Source organism: Streptomyces sp. Edi4 (genome assembly GCF_040253615.1).
Classification (GTDB): Bacteria; Actinomycetota; Actinomycetes; order Streptomycetales; family Streptomycetaceae; genus Streptomyces.
In genome coordinates this window covers 6153904-6177326 of sequence record NZ_JBEJGY010000004.1, presented here as the reverse complement: position 1 = coordinate 6177326, position 23423 = coordinate 6153904, and the positions used below count along the sequence as shown (strand labels likewise).

Here is a 23423-nt window from a genome sequence, read left to right as displayed (position 1 = left end):
TCAGCTCTCGTCGGGACGGGGTCCGTCCTCGTCCAGGCGGAGTCCGTCCTCGTCGAGACGGACGAGACGGCCGCTGTAGCCGCCGGTAAGCGCGGCGAACCAGATGGCGGGGCGGGCGCCGACCGCGTCCCTGGCCAGCTCCAGGGGGCCGGCCGCGGTCACCTCGACGTAGTCGCCGGCGCGGCGGATGCCATACCCGCCCTCGCGCGCGACGCGTACGAGATCGTCGAATTCGGGGATGTCCAGGACGTACAGCGTGGTCATCGGGGGCTCACCTTCTCCTTGGCCGCGCGTCCGGCGCGCTCGGCGTGATCGCGGGCGAGTTCGCCCTTGCGGCGCCACATGTCCTCGACGGTGGGGTGCTCGCCACGCGCGATGTCGGACAGCGCGCGCAGCGTCAGCTCGGCGTCGCGCGCGTCCATGTCGGCGAAGGCGCGCAGCGGCCGGGTGATCTCCAGCTGGATGCCGTTGGGGTCGTCGAAGTAGAGGGATTCCAGGAGCTCGTGGGCGAGCGGCGGGGTGACCCGTACGCCGTGCTCCTTGAGCCGGACCCGCCAGGCGGTCAGCTCCTGTTCGGTGTCGACGTGCAGCGCGAGGTGGCGCGAGCGGTGCATGAGGTCGCCCGGCTCCTCCTCCTCAAGGAGCCCGAAGTAGTAGAAGAACGCCAGGTGGTTGCCCTTGCCGAGGGCGAAGAAGAAGTGCACGAAGTCGGGGAAGTCCTCGGTGACCCAGCCCGTCGCGGTGATGGCGTGGACCAGCGGCAGACCGAGCACGTCGCGGTAGAAGTGCAGGGTCTCCTCGGGTTTCCAGGTGACGTGTGCGAGATGGTCGACGCCCTTGAGGCGCAGCGATCCGGTGTCGAGTGGCGCGCCGGTCGCCGGAGTGTGCGGCATGGCTTGTTCCTTGTCTCTGGGAAGCGTGCGGCCGGGAGATGCGGGGTCCGTGAACGGACGTGCGGGGCCCGCGCGCCTCGGTCAGGCCCGGGTGCGGGGGCGGGGCGCCCCGGTGGCGGCGGACGGCTGGACGGGCACCCTCACGCGGGTCAGGACCAGGACCCGCTCGCGCAGGGCGCGACGGTCGACCTTTCCGACGGGCGTGAGCGGGAACTCCTCGACCAGATACAGGAGTTCGGGCCACTTGAAGGCGGCGACGCCGCGCGCCGCGAAGAAGGAGTGGATGCTCTCCAGGGTGGGCCGTGGCCCCTCCCCCGCGATCACGCACACCCCGACGCGCTCACCGAGCGCCGGGTCGGGCAGGGCGAGGGCCGCCGCGTCCCCGACGCCGGGTACCGCTCGCACCAGATCCTCCACCTCGTCGATGGAGACCTTCTCGCCGCCCCGGTTGACCAGGTCCTTCAGGCGGCCCTCGACGACGAGGTTGCCGCTGGGGTGCCACCGCACGAGGTCACCCGTGCGGTACCAGCCCTCGGGGGTGAACGCCCGCTGGTTGTGCTGCGGGGCGCGGTAGTAGCCGCGTGGCGTGTAGGGGCCCCGGGTCAGCAGTTCGCCGGTGGCGCCGCGCCGGACGGCCCGGCCATCGGCGTCCACCACCAGGAGCTCGTCCGCCTCGGAGGCGGGCCGGCCCTGCGTCGCGCGCCGCACCGCCTCCGGGTCGTCGGGCCGGGTGTAGTTGAGCAGGCCCTCGGCCATCCCGTACACCTGCTGGAGGGTGCAGCCAAGGCCGGGCCCGAGGTCGCGGGCGAGGTCGCCCGGCAGCACCGAGCCGCCGACCTGGAGCAGGTCGAGGCTGGAGAGGTCGTGGTCCTTCGTGGCGGCGTGTTCCAGCCATCGTTGGGCCACGGCGGGCACCACCGAGGTGACGGTCACGCGCTCGCGGGCGATCTCGGCGAAGGCGGTCCTGGGGTGCGGCGAGGGCGACAGGACGGCACGGCCGCCGACCGCGAGCGTGCCCAGCACGCCCGGGCAGCCGAGCGGGAAGTTGTGCGCGAGCGGCAGCACCGCCAGATAGGCGGTCTCCTCGTCGAACCCGCAGATCTCGCCGCTGCGCCGGAAGTTGTACTCGTAGTCGTCGTGCGTCCGGGCGATGATCTTGGGCAGTCCCGTGGTGCCGCCCGAGAGCAGGAACAGCGCCACCTCCCCGGCGTCCGGGGCGCGTTCGTCGAGCCGTGCCCTGCGCTCCTGGACGTCGCCCTCGATCTCCAGCGCGGCCCGCAGGTCGACGTGGCCGGGCGCCACGTGGTCGCCGGCGACCAGCACGGGCACCGGCCCCGGCCGGGCTCCGGCGATCTTGGCGGCGAGCGCCTGGTGGTCCACGCCCCGGCGCACGTCGGGGACGGCGATCGCCGCGACGTCGGCGAGGTGCGCCAGGTACTCCAGTTCGTGCTCGCGGTGCGGCATCAGGGCCAGGACCGGCGCGACGCCGATGCGCTGGCAGGCCAGGAACAGCGCCACGAACTCCCAGCCATTGGGCAGCTGGACGAGGATGTTGTCGCCCTCCGTGAGGCCGATGTCCAGCAGACGCTCGGCCAACGCGTCGGCGTGGGCGGCCAGTTGGCGGTAGCCGATCCGGTGCGCGCCGTCCACCAGGGCCGTACGGGCCCCGTAGCGCTCGCTCCAGCTCCACATCCAGTCGCCCAGCGGGCGCCGGCGCCAGTATCCGGCCTCGGTGTAGCGCGCGGCCTCGTGCTCGGGCCACGGGACGGTCCCGGCGCGCTTCATCTGCTCCTCCTTCGCTCGATCGGATGGGTCCGTGCGGGGGCGGCCCGGCCCCGACCTCCTCGGACGGGGCCGGGCCGCGGTCTCAGGCGGACAGCCGCTCGGCGAGGAAGTCACCGATGGCGCTCACCGTGGGGCGGTCCCACAGGAGGGTGGCGGGCAGGGCGAGGCGGAACAGCTTCTCCAGGCGGCGCCGGATGACGAGGGTCATCACCGAGTCCAGGCCCATCTCCATGAGCGGCCTGCGCACGTCGAAGGAGTCCGGCGCCCACTTCATCTCGGCCGCCACCAGACCGCGTACCGCGTCCACCAGGTGGGCGCGCAGCTCCTCGGGCGCCAGCGCGGCCCAGGCGGCCTCGCCCTGGTCGGCGCCGGACTCGGCGGCCTCGACGGCCAGTTCGTCCAGCAGCGCGGGCCGCGCCGCGCCGGGGTCGAGCTCGACGGTGCGCAGCACCGCGTAGTACGGGGCGTCGTAGCGGGAGGCGAACTCCCAGCTGCGGAAGGCCTCGGCGGCGGAGATGTCGGCGGTGCCCCGGGCGGCGAGTTCGGCGTCGATCAGCTGTGAGGACGTCGACATGCCGAGCCCGCGCCAGGAGGTCCAGGCGTAGCTGACGGTTGCGGTGTCACCGAGCGCCGCGCGGTGCGCTGCCAGCGCGTCGAGGAAGGCGTTGCCCGAGGCGTAACTGGCCTGGCCCGGCAGACCGAGGAGCAGACCGCACGAGGAGAACAGCGTGAAGAAGTCCAAGGTGCCGGGCGCGAACAGCTCGTGCAGGACCATCGCGCCCGCCACCTTGGGACCCATGACGCGGGCCAGTGACTCCTCGTCGACGTTGACGGCCATCCGGCTGTCCAGGACGCCGGCGGCGTGCACCACGCCGCGGATCGGCGGCAGGTCGAGTGCGCCGGGGGCGAGCGCGGCGGCGACGGCATTGGCGTCGGTGATGTCGAGGGACAGGACGCGGACGCTGACGCCGAGGCCTTCCAGGGCGCGGACCGCCTCGATCCGGCGGCGGGTGCCCATGTCGGTCATCTCGTCCCAGGCCGAGCGCGGAGGCAGTCCGCTCCGCCCGGCCAGGACCAGGCGCCGCGCGCCGCGGCCCGCGAGCCAGGTGGCGATCTCCAGGCCGAGCACCCCGAGCCCGCCGGTGATCAGGTACGTGCCGTCGGGCCGGCATTCCAGTGCGGCCCGCACCGGCTCGCGCTCGATGGCCACCAGACGTGCGGCCTCCACGGCGGCGCCGCGCACCGACAGCAGGTCCTCGCCGGGCCGGGCGCGCACCACGGCGACGAGGGCGGCGAGCGTGTCGGGGTCGGTCTCGTCAGCGAGGTCGATGGTGCCGCCCCACATGTCGGGGTGTTCCCCGCCGACGACCCGGCCGAGCCCCCACAGCGGGGCGTCGCTCAGGCACTGGGCGGCCAGCGCCTCCCGCACGCCCCGGGTGAGGCACCACAGAGCGGGGGGCTCGTCGTTCGCGGCGAGGAGCTGGGCGGTACGGGTGACCAGCCAGGCGGCGCGCACGGCGGCGGCGCCGACGCTGTCGGCGGCCTCCGCCTGTTCGGGCACCACCAGGACGGCGGTGGCGGAGGTCAGGGGCCGGCCGGCGAGGTCGTCGGGGGTGTCGAAGGCGGTCCAGGGCAGTCCGGCGGCGGCGAGCGCTTCGCCGACGCGCAGGGCGCTCTTGCGGTCGCCGATGATGACGGCGGAGGTCACATCGGCGCGCTCGCCGACGGGTCGCGCGGCCACTTCGAAGGGGCGCCAGGCGAGCTCGCTGACCAGGCGCCTTGGGCTCGCGGTGGCGCCCGGGTCGCCGTCAAGGACGCCGTAGCGCAGCCCCGTCAGGCGGGCCAGGAGACGGCCGTCGGTGGCGGCGATGGAGACGTCGACGGTGTCGACGGCGGCGGCGCCCTCGGCGATCGCGACGTGCAGCAGCACCTCGGCTGGGCACTCGCCCGCGACGGCGGCCTCCCGGATGTGCGCGGGCATCCGCAGGACCGGCTCACCGGGGAAGACGACGGAGGCGATGGAGAGCGCCGCGTCCAGGACGGAGGCCCAGGAACTCGGCGGCGCGCCGTCGGGTCCGGCGGCGACGACCGCGAAGATCTCGCCCGCGCTGCGGCGCATCTCCTTGACCTCCCAGGGGAAGCCCATGGCGGCGACGCCGATCCCGGCGAGGCGGTCGATGGTGAAGCGGTTGTCGAGGACTTCGGCGCAGTCGGTACGCAGTCGGCCGGCGTCCAGGGTGCTCGCGGTGACGGTGGTGGCGGGTGAGGCGACGGCGGTGGTGTGGGTGAGCCAGGAGGCGTCGCTGTCGTCGGCGTCGTCGCTGATGATCCGCGAGGCCAGCCGCACCGTACCTTCCTGGAGGACCACCTGGAGCTCGCGCGGGGTGGAGAGCGCGACGGGCACCTTGAGGGTGACGTCGGCCAGGCCCGGGCGTTCGCCGCCGTCGGCGGCGGCGGTGAAGAAGGTGTTGAGCAGCACGGTGGCCGGGATGATCTCGACGCCCTGCACGGGGTGGTCGCCCGGGTAGGGGCGGCACGACTCGTCCAGATAGGTCTCCCACAGGCGGGCCGGGGTGCTGCCGTTGACGGCGGTCTGGCCGCCGAGCAGGGTATGGCTCTCCACGTCGTGCTGGGTGCCGCCGCCGACGGATCCGGCCGGCTCGTACCAGTAACGGCGGTGCTGCCAGACGGTGTGCGGCAGGTCGGTGAAGCGGCCGGGGGTGGCCGACGCCCAGTCGAGCGGTACGCCGTGGCAGTGCAGGGTGGCGAGATTGGCGAGCAGGGTCTCGCGTTCGGGCTTGTCGCGGCGCAGGCTGTGCGCGACCACGGCGCCCTCGATGCCGAGGCCGTCCAGGATCTCGCCGATGGAGTGGGCGACCACGGGGTGGCCCGAGATCTCCACGAAGGCGCGCCAGCCGTCCTCGGCGGCGGCGGTGACGGCCTGGGTGAAGCGGACGGGGTTGCGCAGGTTGCCTGCCCAGTAGGCGCCGTCGCGCGCGGTGGCGGCGCGGGGGTCGGCCAGCATGGTGCTGTAGAGGGGTATGCGGGGCTCATTGATGGTCAAGTCGTCGGCTGCGGCGCTCAGTTCCGCCAGGAGCGGGTCCATGTGCGGGCTGTGGAAGGCGACGTCGGAGGCGACGCGGCGCACGACAAGGGACTCGGCCTCGAAGACGGCGGCCAGCGCTTCGACGGCGTCGGTGTCACCGGCGACGACGGTGGAGCCCGGGGAGGCGGAGATGGCCGCGGTCACATCGGTGCGGTGCGCGAGGCGTGCGGCGACTTCGTCGAAGGGGAGCGCGACCATGATCATGGCGCCCTTGCCCGCGACGCGCCTGAGCAGGGCCGAGCGGCGGCAGATGAGGCGGGCGCCGTCGGCCAGGGAGAGGACGCCGCAGACCACGGCGGCGGCTATCTCGCCCACCGAGTGACCGATGACGGCGCCGGGCGCCAGACCGCGCTCACGCCAGACGGCGGCGAGCGCGACCTGCATCGCGAAGATCATCGGCTGGATCCTGTCCACGTCCGTCAGGTCGCCGTCGAGCAGCACCTGGCGGGGCGAGAAGCCGATCTCGTCGAGGAAGACGGGGTCGATCTCGTCGAGCACCTTGGCGAAGGCGGCCTCCCGCGCGAGGAGTTCGCGTCCCATGCCGGCCCACTGCGAGCCGTGGCCGGAGAAGACCCACACGGCGCCGCGCGCGGCGGCCGCCAGCACGCTCCCCGACTCGACGCCGTCCTCACCTCCCTCCTCGGCGAGGGCTCTGAGTCTGGTGGCCAGTTCGGCGGGGCCGCGGGCGGCGACGACGGCGCGGCTGGGCGCGTGCTGCCGGTGCACGGCGAGGGTGCGGGCGACGTCGTCCAGGGGGGTGCTCGCGCCGTCGGTTTCCAGCCAGTCGGCGAGTGCGCCGGCCTGGGCGCGGGCACCGGCCTCGGTCGCCGCCGACAACGGGAACAGGCGTACGTCGTCCTCGGCGGCCGGGGTGAGGTCGCTCTCCTGGCCGGCTTCCCCGCTGTCCCCGCTGTCCCCGCTGTCCTCGGGGGCCTGTTCCAGGACGATGTGGCCGATGGTGCCGCCGTATCCGTAGCCGGAGACACCGGCGCGGCGCGGGCGTCCGGTCACCGGCCACGGGGTGGGTTCGGCGACGACCTTGAGGCGGGATGCCTCCCAGTCGATGGCCGGGTTGGGGGTGTGGAAGTTGGCCTGCGGCGGGATGTGCGCGTGGTGCAGGGCCAGTACCGCCTTGATCAGACCCGCGACGCCCGCCCCGGCCTCCAGGTGGCCGATGTTGGGCTTCACCGAGCCGATCAGTACCGGCCGGTCCACGGGGCGTCCCGCGCCGAACACCTCGGCCATCGCGGTCGTCTCGATGGGGTCGCCCGCGCGGGTGCCCGTGCCGTGCGCCTCGACGTAGTCGACGCTCAGCGGGTCCACGCCGGCGCTGCGGTAGGCCCGGCGCAGCAGATGGGCCTGGGCCTGTGAGCTGGGCGCCATGATGCCGTTGGTACGCCCGTCCTGGTTGACGGCGGTGCCCTTGATGACGGCCAGGATGCGGTCCCCGTCGCGCCGGGCGTCGGCGAGCCGCTTCAGGACGACGACACCGGCGCCCTCGCCGCGCCCGTACCCGTCGGCCGCCGCGTCGAAGGACTTGCTGCGCCCGTCCGGCGAGACGGCGCCCGCCGCGTCCAGGACCATCGTCAGGCCCGGGCCCGCCATGATGTTGACGCCGCCGGCCAGCGCGAGCGGCACCTCGCCCTCGCGCAGCGCCTGGACGGCCAGGTGGAGGGCGACCAGCGAGGCGGAGCATGCGGTGTCGACGGCGAGGCTGGAGCCGCGCAGGTCAAGGGTGTAGGAGACGCGGTTGGCCACCGCGCAGAACGCGGCGCCGATGCCCGTCCACGCCTCGATGCGCGGCAGGTCCTCCAGCATGCGGCGCCCGTAGTCGTCCGAGCCCACCCCGACGAACACCCCGGTGTCCGTGCCAGCCAGCGACTGCGGGGCGATGCCCGCGTGCTCAAGGGCCTCCCAGGACACCTCGAGGACGATCCGCTGCTGGGGGTCCATGAGTTCGGCCTCGCGCGGGGTGATCCCGAAGAACTCCGCGTCGAACCCCTCGATGTCGTCGAGGAATCCGCCGTTGCGGGTGGTGCGGCGCAGGGCGGCGGCGTTCTGCGGGGACGCGGCCTCGTAGGCGGCCCAGCGCTCCGGCGGCACCTCGGTGATGGCGTCCGTGCCCGCGCTCAGCAGCCGCCAGAACGACTCGGGGCTGTCCACTCCGCCGGCGAACCGGCAGCCCATGCCGATGACGGCGATCGGCTCCGAACCGGACCGGATGTCGCGGGGACCTTCGATCGGGGTGTTCACGTGCTCCTCCAGGGGGCAACTGTGCGGTGGATGGGGCGTGCCGTGCGGGTGGGGCGGTGGGGTGGCCGGCGGAGGCCGCAGGTCAGCGGCCGGGGCCCGTGAGCGGGTGGCCCGAGACGGCGTCGACGCGGCCCGCCACCAGGGCGGTGTGCAGCAGCGCGAGACGGCTTTCGCTCCGCGCGGCGGGGGTCTGAAGGGCCCAGCCGTCGTCGGTGGCCAGAATCACGGGCAGCGCGGTGGCGCTGCGGATCCGGTCGGCGTGCTCCAGGACGTGCGCGAGGGGGAGGCCGCCGGGTGCCCGAAGGTGCAGGGCGCAGGCCCCCGCCTCGGCGGCGCCCAGGGCCCGCGCGCTCAGCGCGTCGCTCTCGTAAGCCCCGGTCGCGGGGCAGTGCAGACCGGCGATCAGCGCCGATCCGGCGGGCAGCGATGCGAGGAACTTCCGCTCCAGGAGGGCGTGTTCGGCGGCTTCGGCGGGGGACGGGTGGGCGATGGGGTCGAGGACGACCTCGACGAAGGGGAAACCGACGGCTTCGGCCCGGTCGGCCGCCGCCGTGTCGAAGGCGCGCAGTACGACACCCAGCACGCCGCCGTCCAAGGAGACGCGTTCCAGGGCGGCGCGCCAGGCGTCGCACTCACCGGCTCCCACCGGGCGCCGCCAGTCGGCGAGCACCAGGGAGCTGCCGGCCACCGAGTGCCCCTCGCACAGCCGGATCTGGCGCTCGGCGCGGTCCCCGGCGACGGTGATGAGCCGGTTGCGCAGGAGGGCGCCGCCGAGGTTCAGCGGCGCGCCGAGCGCGTGGCCGCCCGGGGCGGGGGTTTCGGTGCGTGGCGCGTCGTGGGCGTAGGCCTCCTCGGCGGCCGCGATCCGCTCGGGGTGGCGGCGGCGCAGCCCCGCGAGGCCGATCGCGTCGGTGCGGGTCAGGAAGTGGAATCCGAAGCGGTCGGCGTCCCGGTCCATCCGGGATCCGAACGTCTCCCACCAGCGCATGCTGGGCAGGGCCCAGCGCTGGGTGCGCTCGGTCTCGGGGCGGCGGCGCCTCTCGTAGCGCGCGAGGGCGCTCTCGACGCCTTCACTGCCTTCACCGCCTACGCCCGCGCCCCTCGCCGCGAGCTCCGCGGCGAGCCCGATGGCGTCCTCCATCGCCATCTTGGTGCCCGAGCCGACGGAGAAGTGCGCGGTGTGGGCGGCGTCGCCGAGCAGGACGAGGTTGCGGTGCGACCACGCACGGTTGGTGATGTGGCGGAAGGTGGCCCATTTGCTGTTGTTGACCAGGAGCGGGTGGCCCTGGAGCTCTTCGGCGAAGACCTGCTCCATGAGCTCTTGGGCGTAGGGGTCGCTGACGCCCGGTGCGGCGGCCCGCTCCGTCGAGGTCTCAAGACCCGCCGCCCGCCAGGTCGCCTCGTCGGTCTCGACGATGAAGGAGTGCAGCCCCTCGCCGTAGGGATAGGCGTGCGCGGCGAAGGCGCCGAACGCGGTCTGGACGAACGGGAAGGTCACCACCTCGAACGGCGCCCGGGTGCCGAACCAGACGTACTTGCCGGCGCCCGGCGTCGCGCGGGTGCCGAAACGGTCGGCGAGGGCGCCTCGGGTGGCGGAGTTGGCGCCGTCGGCCGCCACCACCAGGTCGTGCCCGTCGATCAGCGCGAGAGCGTCGGCCCGCTCCTCGAAACGGAGCTCGGCCCCCGCGTCGGCGGCCTGCTCCTGGAGGACGGCGAGCAGCGTCTTGCGGGACACGGCGGTGAACCCGTACCCGCCGTAGCGCAGCGCCCGCCCCCGGTGGCGCAGTTCCATGTCGGTCCAGGCGACGCCGGCCTCCGCGATCCTGCGGTGGGTCACGGGGTCGGCCCGCTCGAAGGCGGACATCGTGCGGTCGGAGAAGACCACCCCGAATCCGAAGGTGGCGTCCGGGGCGTCGCGCTCGTGCACGGTGACCTGGCGGGCGATCCCCCGCAGCATCAGGAGCCTGGCGAGGAAGAGTCCTCCAGGACCTCCCCCGACCACAGCGACATCCAGCACGGCCAGCACCCTCTTCCCTGCTCGGTGGCGTCTGCCCGGGTCGGAATCCGGGTGACGCCAGGGAGCTTCGCGTGGGTGCCTCAAGCCGTTCTCAAGCTGCTTTCAAGCCGGTTGTCCACAGGGTGGGCGGAGCCCGTGGTGCCGCTCTGACCTGCGCGGACGGCCCAGCGGGCCCGGCGGCGTACCGCGCTTGTCCGACCCGTCCTGTTGTATGGGGGCATGGAGCACACGAGCAACGCGCAACTGCGTACCGAGGCCGATGCGGTCCTGGCCCGTCTCGTCGGGGACGCCACGGGCACCGCGCGGCTGCGCGAGGACCAGTGGCGGGCGATCGAGGCACTGGTGGCCGACAAGCGGCGGGCGCTCGTCGTGCAGCGCACCGGCTGGGGCAAGTCCGCGGTGTACTTCGTGGCGACGGCGCTGCTGCGGTCGCGCGGCGCGGGCCCCACGGTGATCGTCTCGCCGCTGCTCGCCCTGATGCGCAACCAGGTCGAGGCGGCCGCCCGCGCGGGCATCACCGCCCGCACCATCAACTCGGCCAACCCCGAGGAGTGGGACACCGTCCAGGAGGAGGTCGCCGCGGGCGCGGTGGATGTGCTGCTGGTCTCCCCCGAGCGCCTGAACAACCCCGATTTCCGGGACAACGTGCTGCCGAAGCTGTCCGCGGCGACGGGCCTGCTGGTGGTCGACGAGGCGCACTGCATCTCCGACTGGGGCCACGACTTCCGGCCCGACTACCGCCGGCTGCGCACGATGCTGGCCGAACTGCCGCCGCTCGTCCCGGTGCTCGCGACCACCGCCACCGCCAACGCCCGGGTGACGGCGGACGTGGCCGAGCAGCTGGGCACGGGGGCCGGGTCGGACGCGCTGGTGCTGCGCGGTCCCCTGGACCGCGAGAGCCTGAGCCTGAACGTGCTGGCGCTGCCCGACGCGGCGCACCGCCTGGCCTGGCTCGCCGACCATCTCGACGAGCTGCCGGGCTCGGGGATCATCTACACGCTGACCGTCGCGGCGGCCGAGGAGATCACCGCCTGTCTGCGCCGCCGGGGCCACCCGGTCGCCTCCTACACCGGTAGGACGGAGAACGCCGACCGCCAGCAGGCCGAGGACGATCTGCTCGCCAACCGCGTCAAGGCGCTCGTCGCCACCTCCGCGCTCGGCATGGGCTTCGACAAGCCCGACCTCGGCTTCGTGGTCCATCTCGGCTCGCCCTCCTCGCCCATCGCCTACTACCAGCAGGTCGGCCGCGCCGGCCGTGGCGTGGCGCACGCGGAGGTGCTGCTGCTGCCGGGCCGCGAGGACGAGGCGATCTGGAAGTACTTCGCGTCGGTGGCCTTCCCGCCCGAGGAGCAGGTCCGGCGCACCCTGGACGTGCTGGCGCAGGCCGGCCGCCCCCTGTCGCTGCCCGCCCTCGAACCCCTGGTGGAGCTGCGCCGCACCCGGCTCGAAACGATGCTCAAGGTGCTGGACGTGGACGGCGCGGTGCACCGCGTCAAGGGCGGCTGGACCAGCACGGGCGAGCCGTGGGTGTACGACAGCGAGCGGTACGCGTGGGTGGCGCGCCAGCGCTCCGCCGAGCAGCAGGCCATGCGGGACTACGCCGCGACGACGGGCTGCCGCATGGAGTTCCTGCGCCGTCAGCTGGACGACGAGCAGGCGGCGCCGTGCGGGCGCTGCGACAACTGCGCGGGGGTCCGCTTCACCGCCGATGTGTCCGGCGCCGCCCTGGAGCAGGCCCGGGGCGAGCTGAGCCGGCCCGGCGTCGAGGTGGAGCCCCGCAAGATGTGGCCCACCGGTCTCGCGGCCATCGGCATCGACCTGAAGGGCCGCATCCCGGCAGGCGAACTGGCCTTCCCCGGGCGGGCGTTGGGCCGCCTTTCGGACATCGGCTGGGGCAACCGGCTGCGCCCGATGCTCGCGCCGGGCGCCCCCGACGGGCCGGTGCCCGACGATGTGGTCCAGGCCGTGGTGAGCGTGCTCGCCGACTGGGCCAAGGGCCGGGGCGGCTGGGCCTCGGGGGCCGCTGACGCGCCGGCCCGGCCGGTGGGGGTGGTGACGCTGCCCTCCCGGGCCCGGCCCGCGCTCGTCTCGTCCCTCGGCGCCAGGATCGCCGAGATCGGACGGATGCCGCTGCTCGGCTCGCTCGCCTACGCCGAGGGCCCGGCGGGCGAGGCGATCGCGCAGTCCAACAGCGCCCAGCGGGTGCGCGCCCTGCACCAGGCGTTCACCGTGCCCCCAGAGCTGGCGGCCGCGCTCGCCGAGGCCGAGGGACCGGTGCTGCTCGTCGACGACGCCTGCGACACGGGCTGGACGATGGCGGTGGCGGCGCGCCTGGTGCGGCGCTCGGGCGCGAAAGGCGTGTTTCCGCTGGTCCTCGCCGTCCAGGCGTGAGGAAAGGGATGGCGGGGGGCGCGCCGGGGCAGGGATAGAGAGCGGGCCCGTGGATCGGGACGGCGGCTCTCACCGCGTCGCGCCGGCCGGCCACGGGACGGCGCGCGGGGGGGGCTCGCGCCTGACCGGAACCGCCCGCTGTGCACGGGCCGCGCCCTGGCGCGCGGCCGCCTTCGCCCCGGCCCGCGCGCCGAGGCGCGTCTTTCGAAGGGAGGACCGTGACGACCTTCGGACTCGCTCCGTCCACGGCTTCGCCAGCGCTCTCCAGCTCCCTTTCCGCCGGCTCCGCCGACCGCCACGCCCGACTGCTCGAACCCGCCGAGTGGGCCGCGGCCGGCATTCCGCTGCTGCGCAGTCCCCGTGACGTCGTCGGCGCCCTGTTCCCGCTGCACCGGCCCACGCCCGGCACGGCGATCGTCGCCGTCCTGGGCCCCGGGGAACGGCTCGCCGCCAGCGCCTCGTTCGCGCCGCGCGCGGCGTCGGCCGACGGCTGGGAGTTCCGCAACGCGCTGCTCGCGCAGTTGCGCCGGGTGGTCCCGCACGATCTGCGCCGCCGCACCCCGGTGCGTACCGCGGTGCTGCTGTACTGCCGCGAGGGCGACGAACGCTGGACGCCGCAGGACGGCGCCAGGATGTGGGGGCTGCGCGACGCCTGCACCCTGCACGGGCTGCGCTGCGGCGCGTACATCACGCTGACGGATGGCGGCTGGCAGGTGCTGGGCGAGGGCCGCGCGGGGCGCAGCCCCAGCTCCCCCGTCCTGGCCCGGCCGCGCCTCGGCGCCGCCGGGGGACGCGCGGGGCTGCCCGCACCGCGCCGGTCGAGCGGCGCCCTCGATCCGCACGGGCGCGCGGCGGCACGCTGAAGCGCCCGACACCGGGGCCCGGCCCGGCCACCGCCACGGACGGCCGGGCCGGGCCCTTGTGCCACCGGCGCTGACCGGGGGGCCTTTGCGCCCCGGCGCTGACCGCGGGCCTCGCGCCCCGGCGCTGACCACGGGCCTTGTGCCTGACGCCGACCGCAGGCCCCCGCGCCACCGGCGCTGACCGCAGGGCCCGCCGGGACCCGGCCCGCGCGCCCGGCCCGCGTGTCCGGCGTTCGCGTGCGGCGGCCGGGACGCGGGCGGGAGCCTCAGACTCCGGCGCCGAGCGCCGAGTTGACCTGCTGCGGGTCGCCGCACACGATGAGCAGCGTCTCGGCGCGCTCGCGCGCGAGCGCCAGCGCGCGGCCGACGACGCCGTCGTCTCCCTCGGCGTTGGCGGCCACGACGACCACCGGTCGGGCCGAGGCCCGGGCCAGGTCGGCCGCGTCGGCGTAGAAGACGTCGTCACGGGCGTCGTGCTGAGCCCAGTAGGCGTCCTCGCCGAAGGACAGCTCGTGCGCGGCCCACGGGTGGGTCTCACCCGTGGTCAGGACCAGGATGTCGCCCGGCGCGCGGCCGGTGTCGAGCAGCAGGTCCACCGCTTCGCCGGCCGCGTCGAGCGCGCCGGCGGCCGGAGCCGGGATCAGCTGGATCTGGGGGCCGGCCGGGCTCGGCGGCCCGGACGGCGGGGTCTGCGCGGCGGAAGGGTGCGTGCGCTGCGCGGGGGGCGCGGGCCGGGCCGGGCCGGGGCCCGGACGTCCGGGACGCGGTGCGGCCGCGGGACGCGGACCGGGTACGGGGCGAGGGGTCTGCGCGGTGCGGCCGGCGGCCGGGGTGACGCGGGGACCCTGGGCACTCTCGTGAATCTGAGGCTCCTCGGGGATGAGAGGCATGAATGGATGTCTATCAAATGCCGGTGAACACGTCATCGGCGGGTGGCACAAAGGTGCGATCGGGGCGGAGTCTCCCCTCAACTGGGCGGGGAAGTCCAGGGATTTCGGGATGCCGCCCGGGACTTGCCCGCTCCCGCGAAACGGACCGGAAAACTCCGGCAGCCGGGGAAACGCCTTACGGAAAACGGACCGAGAACTTCCGGAAATCGGCCGTGGTCCGGGTCAGAAATCGAAGCCGAGCTGTCCCCCGCTTTCGAGTGCGGCCGCCTCCGGGGAGAGCCGCGTCTTCTTCAGGTGCCGCCAGCGCGGCAGTCCGTCCAGGTAGGACCAGGACAGCCGGTGATAGGGCGTGGGCCCCAGCTCCGCGAGGGCCGCCTTGTGCACGGGCGAGGGATAACCGGCGTTCTCGGCGAAGCCGAACCCCGCGTACTCCCCCTGGGCGCCCGCCAGTTGGGCCATCATCGCGTCCCTGGCCACCTTGGCGATCACCGAGGCGGCCGAGACCGCCACGCAGGACTGGTCACCCTTGATCACCGTACGGACCTGCCAGGGAAGCCCGAGATAGTCGTGCTTCCCGTCCAGGATCACCGCGTCCGGCCGCACCGGCAGCGCGTCGAGGGCCCGCACGGCGGCGAGGCGCAGCGCGGCGGTCATGCCCAGTTCGTCGATCTCCTGCGGGGAGGCGTCGCCCAGCGCGTACGCGGTGACCCAGCCATGCAGTATCGCGGCGAGCTCGCCCCGGCGCTTGGGGCTGATCAGTTTGGAGTCGGTCAGCCCGGCGGGCGGGCGGCGAAGGCCCGTGATGGCGGCGCACACCGTGACGGGACCGGCCCACGCCCCGCGTCCGACTTCGTCGACACCGGCGACGACCTTGGCTCCGGTGGTGGCGCGGATCGAGCGCTCGACGCTGTGGGTGGGTGGTTCGTACGGCATGGCGTCTGCAACATTACGCCGCCGCCGACGGCCCGCGACACCCAGGTCATGCCCAGGGGCGCACGGCCCCGGATCCGCCGGCTCGGCGCCGGGCGCGGTCAGTGGGCCGCAGCGTCGGTGACCCAGGCCGGGAGGGCCTCGGTGCGCTCCAGCCAGCGGGCCGGGGGCGCGCTCGCCGCACCGGCCGCGACCACGCCGCCCACGATCGCGCAGGTCGTGTCGACGTCTCCGCCCACCTGCGCGGTCGTCCAGAACGCCCGCTCGTAGTCACCGAGTCCGCGCGCCGCCGACCACAGCGCGAAGGGCACCGTGTCGTGCGCGCTGGTGCGCCGGCCGGAGCCGAGCACCGCCGCCACCGTCGTCGCGTCGTCGTAATCGAGCATGTCGCGGGCCCGGCGCAGCCCGGCGCCCACGGCGCTGCGCGGCACGAGTGCGATCACCGCGTCCAGCAGGGCGGCCGGCCCGGGCGGCCCCTGGGGGGACGCCACGAGCGCGGCGGCCGCCGCGACGGCCATGGCGCCGACGACGGCCTCGCGGTGCTGGTGGGTGGTGTAGGAGGAGATCTCGGCCTGGTGCGTGGCCTGCTCGGGATCGCCCGCGTACCAGGCGCCGAGCGGCGCGATGCGCATGGCCGAGCCGTTGCCCCAGGAGCCCTGCCCCTTGAAGAGCGCGGAGGCCAGCTCCCGCCAGTCCCCGCCCTCCCGCACGAGCCGCAGCATGCGGTTGACGGCGGGACCGTAGCCCCGGTCGAAGTCGTGATGCTGAGCGAAGGACCAGGCCAGCGCGTCCTGGTCGATCCGGCCGTGCGAAAGGAGCACGGCCAGCACCGAGCAGGCCATCTCGGTGTCGTCGGTCCACTGCCAGCGGCCTTCGGGCAGTTCCCGGCGCTTGAGGCGGGGGTAGTTGACGGGGACGAAGAACTGGGAGCCCAGCGCGTCGCCGACGGACAGCCCGCGCAGGCTGGCCAGGGCGCGCGCGTAACGCGGGTCGAGTGATTCGGTGGCGGAGTCAGCTGTCATCGCACGGCCACTCTATCCGGTGACGCCATACGGTTCGGGGGCGCGCCACCGCTGAAAGGGCCGGTCCAGCGCGTACCGGCCGTCCGCCCCGAGCAGCAGGGTCCTGGTCTCGGCGTTGCCCGGGTTGGACAGCGACTCGAAGTCCGCCACCGTCCAGTGGAACCAGCGCATGCAGAACAGCCGCATGGTGAGCCCGTGCGTCACCAGAAGCACATTGGGCGGGTGGTCCGGCGCTTCGAAGCTGCGGTAGAGGCTCTCCAGGAACGCCCCCACCCGGTCATAGACGTCGGCCCCCGACTCGCCCTGGGCGAAGCGGTAGAAGAAGTGGCCGTAGGCGTCCCGGTAGGCCTTCTGGAGCTTGACGTCGTCCCGGTCCTGCCAGTTTCCCCAGTCCTGCTCGCGCAGCCGGGGCTCCTCGCGCACCCGCACCCGCTCCGGCGCGAGACCGAACGCCTGGAACGTCTCGTGGGTGCGCCGGTAGGGCGACACATACACGCTCACGCCCTCGTCGCCGAACAGCGCGCGCAGCCGCTCCCCCGTCGCCTCGGCCTGGCGCACCCCGGCCGCGGTGAGCCTGAGGGCGTGGTCGGGCTCGCGCTCGTACACGGTGTCGTCGGCGTTGCCCTGCGACTCGCCGTGCCGGACGAGGACGATGCGACGTGGTCTTGCCATGGTCAAACCCTAGATCGCCCGCTCACCTTTCGAGCGACTGTGCGGCCTCCGTCCGGCGTAGCCGGGGCCAGGGCGCGCGGCGGGGCGTCTCAGACGGTCCACTGCGGGTCGAGCTCGACGACGTCCCCGCTCAGGGCCGTGATGTCGCTCTCGGTCTGCGCCAGCAGCGACAGCCGCTCCACGCGCTCGGCCCGGTACTTGCCGTGCTCGGCGGCCGAGCGCCACATCGAGAGCACCAGGAACTCATGGCCCGGCGCCTCGGCGAACACCCCGCGCACCATGCCCGGCGAGCCCGCCATCGCGGGGTTCCACACCTTCTGCTGCATCAGCGCGAAGTGCTCGACCCGTTCCTCGCGCACCGTGCAGTGCGCGAGCCGGACCACGTCCGCGTCCGCGAAGTGCGGCTCGAAGCCGGTCTTGATGTCGAAGCGGTGGCCGAACAGCTTGCACTCGATGTCCTTGTACGTACCCGACTGGGCCGCCGCGAGCCCGTCGTGCGCCCGCGCCATGAAGGAGTCGTAGAACGCCCGGCTCTCCCAGAAACCGAAGACATGGGCCACGTCCGGCCGTGCGCGGCTCCAGCCGCCGGCCTGCCCCCGGAAACCGGGCTCACCCAGTAACCCCGCCCATTTCCGCTGCCCCCGCTCGAAACCGCGGCGGTCCACCACGGTGCAGCGAATCCATTTGACCAGCACCGGCCCATCGTACGGCGCGCCGTAGCGCCCCGGTCGCACTCCGACGGCGTACGTCCGGCGCACCGGATCCACCGCCCGGCGCGCGCCGGAGCGGGCCGCTCATCGCGCGGCCGGCGCCAACAGGGCCTGGACGTGGGCCACATGGGGCGTGGGAGCATGGGGGTCGGCGGGGTGGCAGCTCCGGGGAGGGTGGGCGATGAGCGGCATCGGCAAAGGGCTCGGCACGGTCGAGGTGGCACTGCGCTGGGATCCGAGCCCGCTCGGCTCCCCGCCCCACGACCTGGACGTGGTCGCGTGCGTCTACGCGGCGAACGCCCCCTATGGGCCGCCCGCCCATCAGGTCGCCTTCGACAGCCGCTCCCCCGACGGCACGATCCATCTGGACCGCGACAGCCGCACCGGCCAGGGCCTCGGCTACGACGAGGTCATGACCATCGAGCTGTCGCGCATGGCGGCCGGGCACAGCCGTGTGGTGGTCGGGGTGGTGATCCAGCAGAACGCGGGCCACCGCGTCTTCGGCGATGTGGCGGGCCCGGGGGTACGGATCCGCGAGGGCCACACGGAGCTGTCCCGGCACGACCTGTCCTCGGTGGCCGCCTCGATGGCGGCGACGGTCGCGGAGTTCACCCGGGACGACACGGGTGCCTGGCGGTTTCGCGAGGACGTCCGGGGCTTCGCCCTGCCCCCGGACGCCTTCATCACCGCCATGGGCGCCCCACCCGCCTGACCCCGGCCCCAACGCGAACGGCCCGCACGCGAACGGCCCGAAGGGCGCCGACCTGACGTCGGCGCCCTTCGGGTGACCCATCGGCCGGCCGGGGCCCTCGCGCCCACCACGTTGCCGTGGCGGCGGGAAGGCCCCCGCCGTCAGCTGCAGCCGCTGGTGGAGCCGCAGCCCTCGCAGATGTAGCAGGAACCGGCCCGCTGCATCTTCGTACCGCAGGAGAAGCACAGCGGCGCGTCGGCGCTGACGCCGAGCTGCATCTCGACGAGCTCCGCCGAGTTGTGCGCGACCCTGGGGGCCTCGGCGGCGGCCGGCTTCGGCGTCGCGACGGCCTTCAGGGGCTCGCTCTGGCGCGGCGCGGACTGGGCCAGGCTCTCCACGTCCAGCTCGTCGTCCTCCATCGCCGGCTCGTAGGAACCGGTGTCGAGGTGGCGCTGGCGCTCCTCGGCGGAGTGGATGCCGAGCGCGGAGCGCGTCTCGAAGGGGAGGAAGTCCAGCGCCAGGCGGCGGAAGATGTAGTCGACGATCGACTGTGCCATCCGCACGTCCGGGTCGTCCGTCATGCCGGCCGGCTCGAAGCGCATGTTGGTGAACTTCGAGACGTACGTCTCCAGCGGCACGCCGTACTGGAGGCCGACCGAGACGGCGATGGAGAAGGCGTCCATCATGCCCGCGAGGGTCGAGCCCTGCTTGGACATCTTCAGGAAGACCTCGCCCAGACCGTCGTCCGGGTAGGAGTTGGCCGTCATGTAGCCCTCGGCGCCACCGACCGTGAAGGAGGTGGTGATCCCCGGGCGGCCCTTGGGCAGGCGCTTGCGGACCGGACGGTACTCGACGACCTTCTCGACCGCGGCGCGGATGGTGTCCTCGGCCTTGGCGGTGACCGCCTCCTTCTCGCCGTCCTTGACCGTCTTGGTCTTGGCGGAGAGGGGCTGGCCCACCTTGCAGTTGTCACGGTAGATGGCGAGCGCCTTGACGCCCATCTTCCACGCCTCGAAGTAGACCTCTTCGACGTCCTCGACCGTGGCGGTCTCGGGCAGGTTGACCGTCTTGGACAGGGCGCCCGAGATCCACGGCTGGATCGCCGCCATCATGCGGACGTGGCCCATCGCGGAGATGGAGCGCTCACCCATGGCGCAGTCGAAGACCTCGTAGTGCTCGGGCTTCAGGCCCGGGGCGTCGATGACGTTCCCGTTCTCGGCGATGTGGGCGACGATCGCCTCGATCGCCTCCTCCTGGTAGCCGAGGCGGCGCAGCGCCTGCGGAACCGTGCCGTTGACGATCTGCATCGAGCCGCCGCCGACCAGCTTCTTGAACTTGACCAGGGCGAGGTCGGGCTCAAGGCCGGTGGTGTCGCAGGACATCGCGAGACCGATGGTGCCGGTGGGCGCGATGACCGAGGCCTGCGCGTTGCGGAAACCGTTCTTCGCGCCGAGCCGGATCACGTCCTGCCAGGCCTCCGTGGCGGCGGCCCAGATCGGGTTGTCCAGGTCGTCGACGTGGACGGCGACGGCATTGGCGTCGGCGTGCTGCTTCATCACGCGCTGGTGGGGCTCGGCGTTGCGGGCGTAGCCGTCGTAGGGGCCGACGACCGCGGCGAGCTCGGCGGAACGCTTGTAGGAGGTGCCGGTCATCAGGGAGGTGATGGCACCGGCGAGCGCGCGGCCGCCGTCGGAGTCGTAGGCGTGGCCCGTCGCCATCAGCAGGGCGCCGAGGTTGGCGTAGCCGATGCCGAGCTGGCGGAAGGCGCGGGTGTTCTCGCCGATCTTCTGCGTCGGGAAGTCCGCGAAGCAGATCGAGATGTCCATCGCGGTGATGACCAGCTCGACGACCTTGGCGAAGCGCTCGACCTCGAAGGACTGGTTGCCCAGGCCGTCGTCCTTGAGGAACTTCATCAGGTTCAGGGACGCGAGGTTGCAGGACGTGTTGTCCAGGTGCATGTACTCGCTGCACGGGTTCGAGCCGTTGATGCGGCCGGACTCGGGGCAGGTGTGCCAGTGGTTGATGGTGTCGTCGTACTGGATGCCCGGGTCGGCGCAGGCCCAGGCCGCCTCGGCCATCTTGCGGAAGAGGGACTTGGCGTCGACCTCCTCGATGACCTCGCCGGTCATGCGCGAGGTCAGGCCGAACTTCCCGCCCTGCTCGACGGCCTTCATGAACGCGTCGTTCACGCGCACCGAGTTGTTGGCGTTCTGGTACTGGACGGACGTGATGTCGTCGCCGCCCAGGTCCATGTCGAAGCCCGCGTCGCGCAGCGCGCGGATCTTCTCCTCCTCCTTCACCTTGGTCTCGATGAAGTTCTCGATGTCGGGGTGGTCGACGTCGAGGATGACCATCTTGGCCGCGCGGCGGGTCGCACCGCCGGACTTGATGGTGCCGGCCGAGGCGTCGGCGCCGCGCATGAAGGAGACCGGGCCCGAGGCGTTGCCGCCGGAGGACAGGAGCTCCTTGGAGGAGCGGATGCGGGAGAGGTTCAGGCCGGCGCCGGAGCCGCCCTTGAAGATCATGCCCTCTTCCTTGTACCAGTCGAGGATCGACTCCATGGAGTCGTCGACGGCCAGGATGAAGCAGGCCGAGACCTGCTGCGGCTGGGGCGTGCCGACGTTGAACCACACCGGCGAGTTGAAGCTGAAGATCTGGTGCAGAAGGGCGTACGCCAGCTCGTGCTCGAAGATCTCGGCGTCGGCGGGCGAGGCGAAGTACCCGTACTCCTCGCCGGCCTTCGTGTAGGTCTTCACGATCCGGTCGATGAGCTGCTTGAGACCGGTCTCGCGCTGCGGGGTGCCGACGGCCCCGCGGAAGTACTTGCTGGTGACGATGTTGACCGCGTTCACCGACCAGAAGTCGGGGAACTCGACGCCACGCTGCTCGAAGTTGACCGAGCCGTCGCGCCAGTTGGTCATGACGACGTCACGGCGCTCCCAGGCCACCTCGTCGTACGGATGCACGCCGGGGGTGGTGTGGATGCGCTCGATGCGCAGCCCCTTGGTGGCCTTGGATCCCTTGGCTCGGGAGCCTCGTGCCGGGCCGCTCGCCGTCTCTGTCATTGCCGCCTCCCATACGCGGGCAAAAACGCCCAAAAGTGCCTGAATGTTCCCAGGGCACGGTGTCTGTCTGATGCCAGGGGCGCGGCAGAGCGCACCCCTGGCAGGTTCTGGATGCCGCCGATCGGCGACCGCGGGCCCCTGCGGGCCGCCGCGGTCAGTCGGCGGCGGTGGCGGGGACGGGGACCTCGGGGGTCGCGCCGGCCGCGCACGTGTCTGATGGCTCCCCGGGGGGCCGCTGCTCGCGGAGCTCCGCGATGGCGGCCTCGAAGTCCTCGAGGGTGTCGAACGCCCGGTATACGGACGCGAAGCGCAGGTACGCGACGAGGTCGAGCTCCTGCAACGGGCCGAGTATGGCAAGCCCCACGTCGTGCGTGGTCAGCTCGGCGCTGCCGGTGGCGCGCACCGCCTCCTCGACCCGCTGGCCGAGCTTGGCGAGGGCGTCCTCCGTGACGGGCCGCCCCTGGCACGCCTTGCGGACACCCGAGATGACCTTGGTGCGGCTGAAGGGCTCGGTCACGCCCGACCGCTTGATGACCATCAGCGAGGCCGTCTCCACCGTCGTGAAGCGACGGGAGCAGTCGGGGCACTGACGGCGCCGGCGGATCGACGTGCCGTCGTCGGTCGTCCGACTGTCGACGACACGGCTGTCGGGGTGCCTGCAGAAGGGGCAGTGCATGGTTCCCAAGCCTCCTTCACAGCACGACTGAATAGCCTCGGTGGGCCAGGAATCCGCCCGCGAAGCGACCCCAAGCATAGGCGATGACCAGGGTCGCAGCGGACCATGGACCACAACTTCTGGGCGGCCGCACCAATCCAACCACTAGATCTAGTGGATCTCGGGTTTTTGCCGCCGATCCGGCGCGTCCGCGTGTCGCCCAGGGGGCGCGGCCGGCGCGGCGGGGCCCGGCCGCGCAAGAGATTACGGGAAGCGCGTCGCGCCGGTGGATCCCGGGGTGTCGGATGACAGACTGACCGGCGGCGCCACGCCGTCGCGGGCGGCGCGCGGGGGCGTGACCGTACGGCGCCCGGCCCGGTGCGGCCCGGCCCCGGGCGGGGGCGTGACCATACGGCGTCCGGCCTGGCGCGGTCCGGTCCGGCCCGGCCCGCCCGTGAAGGCTGCCGCGACGGCCCGCGAGTGGCCCGCACATGGTCCGGATGCCGTTCGACGGGCCCCCGGTCGGGACTCGCACATACACCCAGCCCCAGGGCCACGTAGCGTAATCCGCGATTTTTCACTCGAACGTGTGTTTGGCGCAACCTTTCGAAAGCAACTACCGTTGTCCAGCTAGGGAGACCACATTCGAGAGGGGCCGCCGACGTGACCACGACCGCAGACAGTGCCACCATCACTGCCCAGGACCGCTCCCAGACCCGACTTGAGCCGGTGCATGCCATGAATGACGCAGTCACGAACCAGGGGGCGGACGCCGCACGGCCCGCACGCTCCCTGCCCGGCAGGCCTCCAGGCATCAGGGCGGACAGCTCCGGGCTCACCGACCGGCAGCGGCGGGTCATCGAAGTCATCCGGGACTCCGTGCAGCGCCGTGGCTATCCGCCGTCGATGCGGGAGATCGGTCAGGCCGTCGGCCTCTCCAGCACCTCGTCCGTCGCCCACCAGCTGATGGCCCTCGAACGCAAGGGCTTCCTGCGCCGCGACCCGCACCGCCCGCGCGCGTACGAGGTCCGCGGCTCCGACCAGCCGAGCAGCCAGCCCACCGACACCGCGGGCAAGCCCGCCGCGTCCTACGTGCCGCTGGTGGGCCGCATCGCGGCCGGTGGCCCGATCCTCGCCGAGGAGTCCGTCGAGGACGTCTTCCCGCTGCCCCGCCAGCTGGTCGGCGACGGCGAGCTCTTCGTCCTGAAGGTCGTCGGCGATTCGATGATCGAAGCCGCCATCTGTGACGGCGACTGGGTCACCGTCCGCCGCCAGCCCGTCGCCGAGAACGGCGACATCGTCGCGGCGATGCTCGACGGCGAGGCCACGGTCAAGCGCTTCAAGCGCGAGGACAACCACATCTGGCTGCTCCCGCACAACGCCGCCTACCAGCCGATTCCCGGCGACGACGCGACCATCCTGGGCAAGGTGGTGGCGGTGCTCCGGCGGGTCTGACCCCACCGCCGGCTTCGACCGGGCC

General features: G+C 73.2%; 16 protein-coding genes. 4 read left to right on the top strand and 12 right to left on the bottom strand.

Annotated elements, in window-relative coordinates:
* The 5 genes from ABR738_RS30040 to ABR738_RS30020 form a co-directional block, all read right to left on the bottom strand.
* Entirely contained in the window at positions 1–264 is a 264-nt protein-coding gene (locus ABR738_RS30040) for a hypothetical protein (protein ID WP_350233069.1), read from the bottom strand.
* Positions 261–893: a VOC family protein gene (locus ABR738_RS30035; RefSeq protein ID WP_350233068.1), complete on the bottom strand. Its 633-nt coding sequence runs from the start codon at positions 891–893 to the stop codon at positions 261–263. The genes ABR738_RS30040 and ABR738_RS30035 overlap by 4 nt, the downstream gene beginning before the upstream one ends.
* A gap of 81 nt (positions 894–974) precedes the next feature.
* The gene (locus tag ABR738_RS30030; RefSeq protein ID WP_350233067.1) at positions 975–2678 is read right to left on the bottom strand and encodes a (2,3-dihydroxybenzoyl)adenylate synthase; all 1704 of its coding nucleotides are present in this window, start codon (positions 2676–2678) and stop codon (positions 975–977) included.
* An 82-nt stretch (positions 2679–2760) separates the two neighbouring features.
* On the bottom strand, positions 2761–8037 hold the full coding sequence (locus ABR738_RS30025; RefSeq protein WP_350233066.1) for a type I polyketide synthase: 5277 nt from the start codon (positions 8035–8037) through the stop codon (positions 2761–2763).
* Between the two features lie 82 nt (positions 8038–8119).
* Positions 8120–10054: an FAD-dependent monooxygenase gene (locus tag ABR738_RS30020; protein ID WP_350233065.1), complete on the bottom strand. Its 1935-nt coding sequence runs from the start codon at positions 10052–10054 to the stop codon at positions 8120–8122.
* Between the two features lie 219 nt (positions 10055–10273).
* Here ABR738_RS30020 and ABR738_RS30015 point away from each other — a divergent pair, with 219 nt between their 5' ends.
* Positions 10274–12445 (top strand): RecQ family ATP-dependent DNA helicase, encoded by a 2172-nt coding sequence (locus tag ABR738_RS30015; protein WP_350233064.1) that lies wholly within the window; start codon positions 10274–10276, stop codon positions 12443–12445.
* A 218-nt stretch (positions 12446–12663) separates the two neighbouring features.
* Complete coding sequence (locus ABR738_RS30010; protein ID WP_350233063.1) at positions 12664–13308, top strand: hypothetical protein; 645 nt, start codon at positions 12664–12666, stop codon at positions 13306–13308.
* Positions 13309–13574: 266 nt separating this feature from the next.
* On the opposite strand, the gene ABR738_RS30005 is transcribed toward ABR738_RS30010, so the two are convergent.
* From ABR738_RS30005 to ABR738_RS29985, 5 genes are all read right to left on the bottom strand, one after another.
* Positions 13575–14198: a hypothetical protein gene (locus tag ABR738_RS30005; protein ID WP_350233062.1), complete on the bottom strand. Its 624-nt coding sequence runs from the start codon at positions 14196–14198 to the stop codon at positions 13575–13577.
* 222 nt (positions 14199–14420) lie between these two features.
* Complete coding sequence (gene rnhB / locus ABR738_RS30000; RefSeq protein ID WP_350233061.1) at positions 14421–15131, bottom strand: ribonuclease HII; 711 nt, start codon at positions 15129–15131, stop codon at positions 14421–14423.
* A gap of 98 nt (positions 15132–15229) precedes the next feature.
* Positions 15230–16150: an ADP-ribosylglycohydrolase family protein gene (locus ABR738_RS29995; protein ID WP_350233060.1), complete on the bottom strand. Its 921-nt coding sequence runs from the start codon at positions 16148–16150 to the stop codon at positions 15230–15232.
* 12 nt (positions 16151–16162) lie between these two features.
* Positions 16163–16822: a histidine phosphatase family protein gene (locus ABR738_RS29990; protein ID WP_350233059.1), complete on the bottom strand. Its 660-nt coding sequence runs from the start codon at positions 16820–16822 to the stop codon at positions 16163–16165.
* 89 nt (positions 16823–16911) lie between these two features.
* Complete coding sequence (locus ABR738_RS29985) at positions 16912–17517, bottom strand: YdbC family protein (RefSeq protein ID WP_350233058.1); 606 nt, start codon at positions 17515–17517, stop codon at positions 16912–16914.
* A gap of 196 nt (positions 17518–17713) precedes the next feature.
* Here ABR738_RS29985 and ABR738_RS29980 point away from each other — a divergent pair, with 196 nt between their 5' ends.
* Positions 17714–18244, top strand: a complete 531-nt coding sequence (locus tag ABR738_RS29980) for a TerD family protein (RefSeq protein WP_350233057.1) — start codon at positions 17714–17716, stop codon at positions 18242–18244.
* Between the two features lie 140 nt (positions 18245–18384).
* Here ABR738_RS29980 and ABR738_RS29975 read toward each other — a convergent pair whose 3' ends face one another.
* Complete coding sequence (locus ABR738_RS29975; protein WP_350233056.1) at positions 18385–21288, bottom strand: vitamin B12-dependent ribonucleotide reductase; 2904 nt, start codon at positions 21286–21288, stop codon at positions 18385–18387.
* Positions 21289–21442: 154 nt separating this feature from the next.
* Positions 21443–21964 (bottom strand): transcriptional regulator NrdR, encoded by a 522-nt coding sequence (gene nrdR, locus ABR738_RS29970; RefSeq protein ID WP_350233055.1) that lies wholly within the window; start codon positions 21962–21964, stop codon positions 21443–21445.
* A gap of 642 nt (positions 21965–22606) precedes the next feature.
* Here nrdR and lexA point away from each other — a divergent pair.
* On the top strand, positions 22607–23398 hold the full coding sequence (lexA, locus tag ABR738_RS29965) for a transcriptional repressor LexA (RefSeq protein ID WP_350233054.1): 792 nt from the start codon (positions 22607–22609) through the stop codon (positions 23396–23398).
* Positions 23399–23423 lie beyond the last annotated feature (25 nt).

Excerpts from the sequence above, each read along its gene's own strand:
- ABR738_RS30040 (WP_350233069.1), bottom strand. The coding sequence starts at position 264 with ATGACCACGCTGTACGTCCTGGACATCCCCGAATTCGACGATCTCGTA.
- ABR738_RS30035 (WP_350233068.1), bottom strand. The coding sequence starts at position 893 with ATGCCGCACACTCCGGCGACCGGCGCGCCACTCGACACCGGATCGCTG.
- ABR738_RS30030 (WP_350233067.1), bottom strand. The coding sequence starts at position 2,678 with ATGAAGCGCGCCGGGACCGTCCCGTGGCCCGAGCACGAGGCCGCGCGC.
- ABR738_RS30015 (WP_350233064.1), top strand. The coding sequence starts at position 10,274 with ATGGAGCACACGAGCAACGCGCAACTGCGTACCGAGGCCGATGCGGTC.
- ABR738_RS30005 (WP_350233062.1), bottom strand. The coding sequence starts at position 14,198 with ATGCCTCTCATCCCCGAGGAGCCTCAGATTCACGAGAGTGCCCAGGGT.
- rnhB (WP_350233061.1), bottom strand. The coding sequence starts at position 15,131 with ATGCCGTACGAACCACCCACCCACAGCGTCGAGCGCTCGATCCGCGCC.
- ABR738_RS29995 (WP_350233060.1), bottom strand. The coding sequence starts at position 16,150 with ATGACAGCTGACTCCGCCACCGAATCACTCGACCCGCGTTACGCGCGC.
- ABR738_RS29990 (WP_350233059.1), bottom strand. The coding sequence starts at position 16,822 with ATGGCAAGACCACGTCGCATCGTCCTCGTCCGGCACGGCGAGTCGCAG.
- ABR738_RS29980 (WP_350233057.1), top strand. The coding sequence starts at position 17,714 with ATGAGCGGCATCGGCAAAGGGCTCGGCACGGTCGAGGTGGCACTGCGC.
- ABR738_RS29975 (WP_350233056.1), bottom strand. The coding sequence starts at position 21,288 with ATGACAGAGACGGCGAGCGGCCCGGCACGAGGCTCCCGAGCCAAGGGA.
- nrdR (WP_350233055.1), bottom strand. The coding sequence starts at position 21,964 with ATGCACTGCCCCTTCTGCAGGCACCCCGACAGCCGTGTCGTCGACAGT.